The following is an 11,819-nucleotide window of genomic DNA, read 5'->3' on the forward strand; positions in this document are numbered from 1 at the left end:
GGTGGGAAAGCTAGCTACTCACAGAAATAAGAGCCTTTGGGGGCTTCTATTTGTGCGGAAAGTGACTAAAGGATTGGAATAAGAGCCTTTAGAGGCTCTTATTTGTCGCTGATATGGCGGAAAACTAGCTACTAAGAGAAATAAGAGTCTTTGGGAGCTTCTATTTGCGAAGAAAGTGGCTGAAAGAGCGGAATAAGAGCCTTTAGAGGCTCTTATTTGTCGTTGATATGGTGGAAAGACTACTGCTAATAAAATTGAAAGGCAACTCCCGATGATTTTGAAATCTTTCTTCGTGCCGACTCGGTACAATTACCATACAGAAAATGATGGCGACATGCACAAGGAGGAAGTATGCGGAAGAAATTAGGATTATGGGCAGTTGGTACTGCCACGGTCGTACTTCTAGGATTGGGGGTGGCTGTTCTGGTTAAAGAGGATGGCAGATCGTCGGATGCAACAGAAAGCTCAGCTTTTACGTATGCGAGTGATCCGAATTATTATACAGAAAAGTTCCGTCCTCAGTATCACTTATCACCGGAATCAGGAAATATGAGTGATCCGAATGGGATGGTCTATTTCGAAGGTGAGTATCACCAATTTTATCAAAATAGCGGCCAATGGGGACATGCGGTAAGTAAGGATCTGACCCACTGGGAGCATCTGCCAGTAGCTCTGGCTCGGGATTCTATAGGTGAGATTTGGTCTGGGAGCGCTGTGGTAGATAGCAAAGATACGAGCGGATTTTTTGGCGGCAAAGCGGGCTTGGTCGCGATATTTACCCATTTCAAAGGCGGTGTTCAGTCGCAAAGCATTGCCTATAGCGCAGATAAAGGCCGGACATGGACCAAATATGAAGGAAACCCGGTGATTCCGAATCCGGGCTTGAAGGATTTTCGAGATCCGAAGGTTATCTGGCATGCGCCTACACGTTCTTGGGTGATGGTTGTGTCTGTCGATAACCGTGTTCGTTTCTACACATCGCCCGACTTGAAATCGTGGAAAATGACAAGCGAATTCGGAAGCGATCAAGGCTCGCATGCGGCCGTTTGGGAATGCCCGGACTTGTTCGAACTGTCAGTGGAGGGCTCAAAAGCAAAGAAATGGGTACTGGCGGTAAGTATAGGCAGTAACAACACGACGAAAGGTTCCACAGCGCAATACTTCGTCGGTACGTTCGACGGGCTAACGTTCAAGAATGATAATAAGCCATCGGATGTGCTATGGACGGATTATGGCAAAGACTTCTATGCCGCTGTGTCCTATTCGGATATTCCAGCCAAAGATGGACGCCGCATCTGGGTGGGCTGGATGTCGAATTGGCGTTATCCATTTGCGATGCCAACGAGCAGCTGGAAGGGGAACATGTCCATCCCACGCGAGCTTAGGCTGAGGAATATCCCTGATCAAGGTTTGCGGCTGATTCAGGAGCCGATTAAGGAACTTCAGACTTTGCGAGGCAAGGAAGTTGTTCTGCCTAAACAAGAATTGACCTCCGGCCACAACAATCCGTTCGACGCCATCAAGGGAACAGCTTATGAGTTGGTTACCGAACTATCTGTTCAGCCGAATGCAAAATTGGCTTTCAAACTAAGAAAAGGCAGCGAACAAGAAACGAGCGTCAGCTACGATGCCAAGACGGAGCAGCTGACGGTAGATCGAACACACTCAGGCATCACCTCGTTCGAGAAGGGCTTCGCGGAGAAAGTTTCGGCACCGCTGAAGCTGAAGGAAGGCAAGCTCAAGCTCCGATTTTTCGTAGATGAATCTAGTCTCGAGGTATTTGGGAACGATGGCGAGGTTGTCGTCTCCAGCCTAATTTTCCCGGATCCGACGAGCAACCGACTGGAACTAACAGCTTTGGAAGGCAGCGTCACGCTGGAGAGTGCGCAGTATTATCCGATACAAACGGTATGGCGCAATGAAGATGTGAATGCCGTGAAGCCGCAGCGGATTGTGCTAAGTAAAAGTACGTTCGATGTGCCAGTGAATGGCAGTCAGCAGGTCGAAGCTTCGGTCATGCCTTTAAGCGCTTCGCAGCTGTTGAAATGGCAGTCTAGCAGCGATGCGATAGCTACAGTTTCAGTGGTTGACGGAGGAGCTATAGTGAAGGGCGTTCAGGCCGGACAGGCGGAGATCAAAGCGATTAGCCCAGATGGCAGTGTGGTTTCGAGCTTTAAGGTTTTTGTTTACGATACAAATTGACAGAAGTGGAATGGAGAGATGAACCATGGATACTGCGATACAAACAGTGATAGAAACTAAAAAAAAATCGCAAAGCTTCCGAAGGCATGAGCAAGCTACTGCATTCTGGTTTATTTTCCCGGCGATAGCCTTATTGCTTGTCTTCGTGTTCTACCCAATGCTGCAAGCCTTCATCATCAGCTTTAAAAACTATTCGTTAGTAGGCGCAGGCGATGTATTTGTCGGCATGGATAATTATGTGCATTTGATGAAGGACCGAGCTTTCTTTAACAGTCTGAAGCATTCGTTTTATTTTGCTATTATCGTGATTCCGATTCAAACGAGCATCGCTCTGGGGCTAGCGTTATTGATCCAGAAGAAAACAGCGGCGGCAGGTCTGTTCCGAACGCTTTATTTTATCCCGGTTATTATTTCGACTGCGGTGGCTGCAACGGTCTTTAAACTGATTTACAACAAAGAGTATGGACTCTTGAACAGTGTTCTCAAGGCTCTGCACCTGCCGGTTACGAGCTTTCTATCTGATCCAGACACGGCGATGAATGGCATTATTGTGCTCGGGATCTGGAAAGGCGCCGGATTTTTCATGATCATCTTCCTGGCAGGACTGAACAATATTTCCCCTGATCTGTACGAAGCTGCCAGAGTGGATGGCGCATCGAGATTTCAGCAGTTTTTCAAAATTACGCTTCCGCTGTTGAATCGGACCATGGCCTTCGTTGTCATTATGACGACGATAGATGCGATTAAGCTTTCTGGTCTCGTATTCGTCTTGACAAATGGAGGGCCTAACAGCTCGACTGAAACCGTTGTTTTCTATATTTATAAGCAGGCTTTTACGCAAATGAGAATGGGGTATGCGACAGCGGCGGCTTTTGTGCTTTTTGCGATCGTGCTAGCCATTTCACTTATCCAAATGAAGCTGTTTAGCAAAGATGCTGATTAAAAGAGGAGGGGAATCGCCATGAAGAAGGTAACCAACATCGTAAGAATGATCATCATGATTGTGATCGCTCTGATTTCTGTCGCTCCGATCCTATGGATGGTCGCCGGCTCATTTCGTCCGTACCAGGAGCTTTTTAAATATACGTCTCTGAATATTCATCTGCTGATCCCTGTGGAATGGACGGGACGTAATTTTCATAATGTCATTTTCAATGCGCGCAATCCGTTTCTTCGTTATATCTGGAATACTTTGTTCGTGGCTTCGATCGTAACCGCGCTTGTGCTTATCATTAACTCGATGGCGGCGTTTGCGTTTGCTAAACTCAGGTTTCGATTTAAAACGGTCGTTTTCGCTCTGTTTATGTCTGCGATGATTATACCGGGTGAAGTTACATTAGTGCCCAACTACTTGCTCATGCATGATCTGGGCTGGCTTAATTCTTATAAAGCGCTGATCGTACCTTCGATGTTGTCCGTGTTTGGCATCTTTATGCTGCGGCAATTTTTCGCAGAGGTCCCGAACGAAATGATGGAAGCGGCACGTATTGATGGAGCTAGCTTACCGCGCACTTTCGTATCCATCGTGCTTCCGGCAGCAGTTCCCGCATTAATTACACTCGGCTTGATGACATTCCTTGGTAACTGGGATTCCTATCTATGGCCGCTCATTGTCATCAATGATCAGAAGATGCAAATGATCCAAGTAGGTATTTCCACGTTTTCCTCAAACGAAGGGACGGATTGGTCCAAAGTGTTAGCGGCGAACACGTTATCGACAGTGCCGATTCTGCTGCTGTTCTTATTCTTACAGCGATACTATATTCAGGGGATCACGATGTCAGGTATTAAGGGTTGATCCAAGGAGTTTGCATAATGAGGAGAAAGGAAGCTTAAGATGAACTATGATGCAGTTGCACTAGGGGAGTACTTAATTGATTTTACACCTCAAGGGTTATCAGACGTCGGACAGCCTGTGTTTGAGCGTAATCCGGGAGGAGCTCCCGTGAACGTTGTGGCCGCTATGGCTAAGCTCGGCATGAAGACCGGGTTCATTGGGAAGGTGGGAAATGATCCTTTTGGCAGGTATTTGCGGGAAGCCTTGCTGCAGCAGGGTGTGTCAGATCTTGGGCTTATCGGATCTGACGAGGCCCATACGACAATGGCTTTCATACATTTGGATTCGCAAGGCGAGAGATCCTTTCATTTCTCACGAAAGCCCGGTGCTGATCAGCTGTTGAAAGAGGATGAGGTGAATCTGGCCATGCTGGAGGGAACGCGGATTTTTCACTTTGGATCGATTTCGATGACCGTGGAGCCCTCCTACACGGCTACGATTAAGTCTGTGCAGAAAGCCAAGGAGAAAGGTGCGCTTATTTCATATGATCCCAACTGGCGTCCTTCTTTGTGGAAGGACGAACAGCATGCTAGGGAGGCTATTCATGCGGGCTTGAAACTGGCTGATCTTGTGAAAGTATCCGAAGAAGAGATCATCTTCTTGACAGGACAGCAGGAAATAGAGCTTGCGTCCAAACAATTGATGGAGCGTTATTCCATTCAATTGCTATTAGTAACAGCGGGACCCAAAGGCTCATTTTATCGAATGAACGATTGGTGGGGGAAGGTGGATAGCTATTCTGTTCATACCGTTGATACAACGGGTGCAGGGGATGGCTTTCTTGGAGCTTTTCTACATGAAGTGTTAAAGCTGGGAAAACCTTTACAGGCTTGGAGCGAAGATGAACTATGCAGCGCTTTGAGATTCGCGAATGCAGCGGGTGCTTTAGCGACGACTCGGAAAGGTGCCATTCCTTCCCTTGGTACAATTGAAGAAATTGATGCATTAATGCGAGCAGAAAATGTGTTATAGAAGTTCAGGAATGAGGGGGAAATAGGATGAGTCTTCAAGTAGACAAGGAACGGAACAGGGTTCACGAGGAACGAATCGATCTAGCAAATAAGGCTTTGGAGCAAGCTTCTGCAGCAGTGGAAGAGGGGAACTACAGGCTTTACTATCATTTGATGCCTCCAGCAGGCTGGATGAATGATCCAAATGGCCTGATTTATTTTAATCATGAATATCATGTGTTTTATCAGCACTATCCTTACGAGTCTAAATGGGGACCGATGCACTGGGGTCATGCCAAAAGTAAAGACTTGGTGAACTGGGAGCATCTGCCTGTAGCGTTGGCGCCATCGGAGAATTACGATGCGGGTGAAAGCGGAGGTCATGGCTGCTGGTCGGGCAGCGCTGTGGACGATAACGGTGTGTTGACGTTGATCTACACGGGGCATGTCGATGGACGCACACCCACAGAGGTTCAGTGCATTGCGACAAGCACAGATGGGGTTACTTTCAACAAAGCAGCGTATAACCCAGTTATTGCTGGCGCGCCAGAGGAAGGTGGCTTCGGATTTCGGGATCCAAAGGTTTGGCAGCATGACGGAATATGGTACATGGTTATTGGATACGGGAAAGACGGCTTAGGCAAAGCACTACTGTATAAGTCTTCTGATCTGCGGGATTGGAGCTATATCGGGGTCGCATCTGAAAGCGATGGCACGATGGGGGATATGTGGGAGTGTCCGGATTTGTTTCCGCTGGGGAACGGGGATGACCACGTGCTGGTGATTTCCCCTATGAATATGGGAACGACCAAGACGATGTATCTAACCGGCAAGTTTAGCTACGAGACCGGGTTATTCGACTACCGTTATGCGGAACGGCTGGACTATGGCTTTGATTTCTATGCTCCGCAAACGTTCGTGGACGGACAGGGAAGGCGTATTCTCATTGGTTGGATGAATATTTGGGGCGCTCAAATGCCGGAGCAGGAGCATGGCTGGATGGGGGCTTTTACCCTGCCTCGCGAGCTGATACTTTCTGATGACGACGGAACGCTGCGGATACTGCCTGTAGAGGAATTGAGAGTCATGCGTGGGACTCATCACCTTGTCAGCAATCTGTCCATCTGTGCGGATACAGAAGTACCTTTGCCAGAAATTCATGGGGATGCGCTTGAACTTATCGCCGTTTTTAACACGAATCAATCAGCAGGAGATGCTGAGTTCGGTTTGCTGCTGCGCTGTTCAGAGGATGGTTCCGAGTACACGGAAGTTAGTTATTCAGCAGCCGACTACAAGCTGAAAGTGGATCGCAGTCACTCCGGTGCAGGTGAAGCCGGTGTGAGTGAAGTGCTGTTGACTCCTCTAGAGGATGGCCGCATTAAGCTGCAGATATTCATTGACCGCTCTTCTGTTGAGCTATTTGCTAATAACGGGTTGAAAACCGTAACGAACCGCATTTACCCGAAGCCTGACAGTCTGGGAATCAAGCTGTTTGCCAGGAATGGAGAAGTATCTCTGGAAAGCTTGGACGCATGGAAGTTAACAATGAAAGGGTAAGCAGGTCATCGATTGCAAGATTAGCGCGAGAAGCGCTTTTCTCATTCCTAAATATAAAAGCGCTTACATTTACTGTGAAATAAAAATTAGGAGATGAGTATCTATGAAAATACGGTTTAAATGGATGTTGAAAGCACTTCTAATTCTTTTCGTTGCATGTACGGCGTCATTAGGAGTTACGACAGCTTACGCTTCAAGCTTCAATTCGAATATGCCGGGCTATACACCTATATCCGGAACCTGGTCTATCCAATCAGGCAGCGGAGTTAAGGGAGTAAGCGCAGCGAATACGAATGCTTTTGCCATGTCGACGACTACATCCGGGACTAATTTTGTGTACGAAGCCGATGTGACAGTAGACAGCGCCTCTGCATTCGGCGTAGGTTCCCTTGTCTTCCGAGCCAGCGAAGACGGTACCAAAGGGTACGTGGTCAGCGTAGACCCGAATCTCGATCGTGTAAGGCTTTTTGACTATGCTACTGGCTCCGATGTGGGAACACTGTACGCAACAACGATTCATACAGGTACTGCTTATCATCTGAAGGTAATGACTGACGGACCGCAAATCAAAGTATATCTAGGGAGCGTGCTGGCGATTTCCGTCAGTGATACGAAGTATTCCACAGGGAACTTGGGCTACCATGTGTATAACGGAACGGCTTATTTCCAGAATGCGTTCCAGTATGAAACGACGACGAATGTAACAGGCTGGAATGTGACATCAGGGACATGGACGCCTACGACACAAGGCTGGAGAGGGACGGCTTCCAGCGAGCAAAATGCGTTTGCAATCTCATCTACGAGCTCGGATAATTTTACGTATGAGGCGGATGTGCTTATTGAAGACACTTACGCGGTATCCACGCTGCTTTTTCGTACGAATTCCAGCGCAACACAGGGATACGGCCTGCAGATGGACCCGAATCTGGACAGGCTTCGTCTGTTCAATATCAACGGCGATGTAACGCTTGGCACGCAAACAGTCACCCTGGATACCGGCAAAGTTTATCATGTGAAGGTGAAAGCTGAAGGCACTGTGCTCAAGGTTTATTTGCAAACCAATTATTTGCAGGAGGATGGCTACGATCCGATTCTGACGGTTACGAATTCAGCTTATTCGTCAGGCTTTGTCGGGCTGAATGTCTTCAACGGCAGCGCCAAATTCCAAAAAATTCTGATCAGTGATGCGAACACGAATTTGGCAGGCTGGACGGCCATCAATGGAAACTGGACTCCGCATTTGGACGGTGTGAAAGCCGTTAGCACCGGGGCGGCGGACGCGTTCCGAATCGCAGCGAACACAGCGTCCGATTTCGTGCTTGAAGGCGACTTGAAAGTGGATGCCGGTACGCCTTTCGCAACAGCAGGGCTTCTTTTCCGTGCGAATGCAAGCGCTACCAGTGGTTATATACTGAACATTGATCCAAATCTGGATCAAATCCGTTTATTTAAAGCGGGTACCGGAACGACGATAGCCACATCCGCGTGTACGATCGATACCGGAAAAACGTACCATGTTGAGATTACCGCAAACGGTTCATCCATCAAAGTTTATGTGGACGGTTATGCGACTTTGGAGATCAATGCCACAGACAGCAGCTATTCGAGCGGACAAATTGGTCTGAATACGTATAATGGAACAGCTTACTTTCAGAATGTGACTTTGACCCATTTAAGCGCATATTCGAATGAAATGTACCGTCCTGGGTATCACTATACGCAGGAAGCAAGCAAGGCAAGCGATCCCAATGGACTAGTCTATTATGCAGGTGAATATCATCTGTTTCATCAGGACGAAGGCCGATGGGCGCATGCGGTAAGTACCGATCTTACACATTGGAAACGTCTTCCTATCGCGCTTCCCCTTAATGATTTGGGCAATGCCTGGTCAGGTTCAGCGGTCGTGGATACGAACAATGTGACAGGATTGTTTGGTGACGGCTCTGGTCTCGTTGCTTTCTATACGAACTATGACCCCGATAAAGTCGGAGGCAATCAGAAAATCAGTCTCGCCTACAGCACCGACAAAGGGAGAACCTGGCTGCAGTATTCAGGCAATCCGATTGTACAAAATCCCGGCGGCGTGAACGGCGGAGGGGACTTCCGTGACCCTAAGGTTGTTTGGGACAGCGACCACAATGAATGGGTGATGGTGGTATCTGGCGGGGATAATATCCGTTTCTATACGTCCACCAACCTGCTCACCTGGACATATACAAGTTCATTTGGTTTTGGAGGCTATCTTCATGGAGGTACCTGGGAATGCCCTGACTTTTTCCAGCTTGGGGTAGATGGGGGGGCGACAAACAAGAAATGGGTGCTTTCGATTAGTACAGGTCCAGCGACGCAAACGAACGGTTCCTCGTCTGAATATTTTGTAGGTTCCTTCGACGGGTCGACTTTTACCAGCGACAATCCGGCCAGCACCGTGCTTAGAAGCGAATATGGCAAAGATATGTATGCGGCTATAACCTTCTCGGACATTCCTTCGAATGCACGCCGAATTGAAATCGGCTGGATGAGCAACTGGGATAATCCTTTCAGTGAGCCAACGTTCCCGTTCCGCGGTCAATTGTCGATACCGCGTGAGCTTACACTGGTAACGTATCCAGAGGGTGTGCGGCTTGCCCAGAAACCGGTTACTGAGATGAATAATCTTCGCGGTACAGCCACTACATTTAACAACGTAACCATAACACCGACGAGCACGAATTTGTTGTCCGGCTTATCAGGCAACGCTTACGAAATCGATGCTGATTTCCTGATTCCTACATCAGGCACAGCCTCCGAGTTCGGGCTTAGTCTTAGAGAACTTGGCAGTCAAAAAACCGTTGTAGGTTATCAGCCGCCTTCTTCCAAAATGTTCGTGGACCGTGTGAATGCGGGCCGGACTGATTTCACAGCTAATTTTGCTTCGCGAAATGATGTAGTCGTGAGTCCAGTAAGCAACCATGTGAAAATGCACATCTATGTCGATGAATCCTCCGTTGAGGTATTCGGCAATGACGGCAAGGTCGTCTTCTCCGACATTATACTGCCGGATTCGGCCCGTGACGGCTTGAATTTCTATGCGACAGGCGGCAATGTGACTGTAGTTTCTATGAGTGTGTATTCACTAACAAATACATGGCGCGACGAACCGACTAGCGGAACCATTCCGCAAAAAGTTGTGATGGATAAACCCAAGCTGGAGATCGGCGTTGGCTCGACGCAGCAGCTCTACACGACTGTATTGCCGCGTACCGCAACGAACAAGAATTTGACTTGGAGCACAAGCAATTCTACTATTGCCACCGTTTCAGCTGTGGATACCCGCAGTGCCAATATCAGCGGAATCAGTCCTGGACGCGCTGTTATTACGGCAACGACACAGTCCGGCTCGATTGTAGGCACTACCGTCATACAGGTTGGTCCTGCATTCAGCACGAATTTGACAGGATGGACTTCAACCAACCAAGCGCAATGGATTCCGACGGCTGACGGGATTGCAGGTTATTTTGATCTGGACAGCAACTATATGTCCACGGTAACAGGCGGCAACTTCACTTATGAAGCCGATATGAAGCTGGATGCGTTGGGAGGAGCCGGATCGATCATCTTCCGAGGTGATGCTATAGGCTCGAACGGCTATTACTTTAATGTCGATCCAAGTCTGAAAACACTTCGTTTACTCTACAAGCTGAACGGCAGCTTTACCAGTTCGCAAATCATTGCCAGCGTGCCGATGCTGCTGCAGTCCGGTAAAACCTATCACGTGAAAATTGTGACCAGCGGGACTAACATCAAAGTTTACTTTGACGGTGGTTCCATGCCGGTAATAGATGTCAACGATTCGCATTTCAGCAGTGGTAATTTCGGTCTTAATCTCTTTGGAGGTAGAGCTTATTATCAGAATGTTATCTGGATCTCGAATTAATCAGTAACATGTCCCTTACATTTGCCGCAGCAGGCAGTGGTAAGGGATTTTTTTTGTGAAAAATTCTAAGCAAAGGAACAGAGTATATTGAAATCACTGATGGGGTATGGATCTATGGGAGCAAAGGATGCCTGCGTCCTGGTCAACACGTAACACTTGAAGACAAATCAATTGTTACCCATTCCGAAATCATCCAGCGTTACGCGCCTGAAGTTGTAGAAAACCCTTTTGCCCACTCTTACATTGAATTGTGGGAAGCGATTGCTGAGCAAAAGCAGCCTATTTCCAGCGCTGAACGTGGACTCGAAGCATTGGGAGTCGTGTTCGCCGCCCTGGAGTCCGGACATACGGGTCAGCCTGTAAATGTCCAAGACATCATTCGAGGTGAAAAGCATGCCTATGAAGATACGGTTCTAGCAGAAATGAAATCAGCTCGATCTTGATTTAAACTGCATAAGGTCCACAATTAGTAAAACTAATGTGAAAACTGCTTGCGGAAACGCAAGGGTGAGATGCCGGCATACTGTTTGAAGCAGTTGGAGAAGTATGGGGCGTATTGGAAACCGACGCGTTCGGCGATTTGTCCGATCGGCCAATCGGTTTTGATCAGCAGCAGCTTAGCTTGTTCCAGTCGATACTCGTGCAGATATTCCATTGGAGTACAATGGTAGATCTCTTTCATGCACCTAACAACATAGTTCGGGTGAAAATGAAGGGCCTCCGCAAGTGATTCATTCGTCATTTCGGTCTGATAGTGCTGCCGAAGATAAGCTTCTGCTTTCTCTGCGAGCTTTAAAGCAGGGGAGGCGACGCTTCCACTATACCCTTCCTCTAATAGACGCAGCAGCTCCATGAACAGCTGCTGCTCGTTCCAAAAGGACGCCGAGCGATGCTGGTCTGACGACGCGAGCATTTTGCGAAGATGGCACTCGGCAAGGGAAAACTCCGGCGGTGAGGCATATTGCCGAATCCGAATTGTATAGGGGTTTGCCCATGCATGCTGGACCGGGTAAGCTGGGTTTGCAGCATTGTCCGCCGTCTGGAGCCAATTCCCTTTAAAGTCGAAGTGATTCCAATAGAAAACAGTCTCCGTTTCGCAGGGCTTCACCGCATAGTGATAACGGTCGGGTAATAGCAGTAGTGTCTGTCCTTCCGTTACCTCCCACTGCCTATCCTCTTCTCCGATGTATAACGTCCCTTTGACAACCCAAAGCAGATCGAAGATGCCGATATTTCGCCGGCTCGGGTGCTGCTCTCCTGGGCTTAAGGTCGATAAGCCGGTCGTAATGTAATAGGGCACTGGCGGCAGCTCCATCCAAATGATTCCCGATTCGTTCATTCCCGATACCCTCCGAGT

General features: G+C 48.2%; 8 protein-coding genes. 7 read left to right on the plus strand and 1 reads right to left on the minus strand.

What is annotated here, in order from left to right; translation table 11 throughout:
* The first annotated feature begins 351 nt into the window (after positions 1-351).
* The 7 genes from AC58UU_RS17200 to AC58UU_RS17230 all read left to right on the plus strand — a co-directional run bounded on the left by AC58UU_RS17200 (position 352) and on the right by AC58UU_RS17230 (position 10,905).
* A complete protein-coding gene (locus AC58UU_RS17200; RefSeq protein ID WP_497317588.1) occupies positions 352-2,202 on the plus strand; it encodes a GH32 C-terminal domain-containing protein in 1,851 nt (616 codons plus the stop codon).
* Positions 2,203-2,227: 25 nt separating this feature from the next.
* Positions 2,228-3,145, plus strand: a complete 918-nt coding sequence (locus AC58UU_RS17205; protein WP_497317590.1) for a carbohydrate ABC transporter permease — start codon at positions 2,228-2,230, stop codon at positions 3,143-3,145.
* A gap of 18 nt (positions 3,146-3,163) precedes the next feature.
* A complete protein-coding gene (locus AC58UU_RS17210; RefSeq protein ID WP_497317592.1) occupies positions 3,164-4,000 on the plus strand; it encodes a carbohydrate ABC transporter permease in 837 nt (278 codons plus the stop codon).
* 39 nt (positions 4,001-4,039) lie between these two features.
* Positions 4,040-5,011 (plus strand): carbohydrate kinase family protein, encoded by a 972-nt coding sequence (locus AC58UU_RS17215; RefSeq protein ID WP_497317594.1) that lies wholly within the window; start codon positions 4,040-4,042, stop codon positions 5,009-5,011.
* Between the two features lie 26 nt (positions 5,012-5,037).
* Complete coding sequence (locus tag AC58UU_RS17220; RefSeq protein ID WP_497317596.1) at positions 5,038-6,546, plus strand: glycoside hydrolase family 32 protein; 1,509 nt, start codon at positions 5,038-5,040, stop codon at positions 6,544-6,546.
* A 103-nt stretch (positions 6,547-6,649) separates the two neighbouring features.
* Complete coding sequence (locus AC58UU_RS17225) at positions 6,650-10,462, plus strand: GH32 C-terminal domain-containing protein (RefSeq protein ID WP_497317598.1); 3,813 nt, start codon at positions 6,650-6,652, stop codon at positions 10,460-10,462.
* Positions 10,463-10,710: 248 nt separating this feature from the next.
* Positions 10,711-10,905, plus strand: a complete 195-nt coding sequence (locus tag AC58UU_RS17230; RefSeq protein ID WP_497317600.1) for a hypothetical protein — start codon at positions 10,711-10,713, stop codon at positions 10,903-10,905.
* A gap of 32 nt (positions 10,906-10,937) precedes the next feature.
* On the opposite strand, the gene AC58UU_RS17235 is transcribed toward AC58UU_RS17230, so the two are convergent.
* Complete coding sequence (locus AC58UU_RS17235) at positions 10,938-11,801, minus strand: helix-turn-helix transcriptional regulator (RefSeq protein WP_497317602.1); 864 nt, start codon at positions 11,799-11,801, stop codon at positions 10,938-10,940.
* Positions 11,802-11,819: the final 18 nt, after the last annotated feature.

The organism is Paenibacillus sp. JT22N1, assembly GCF_059692155.1.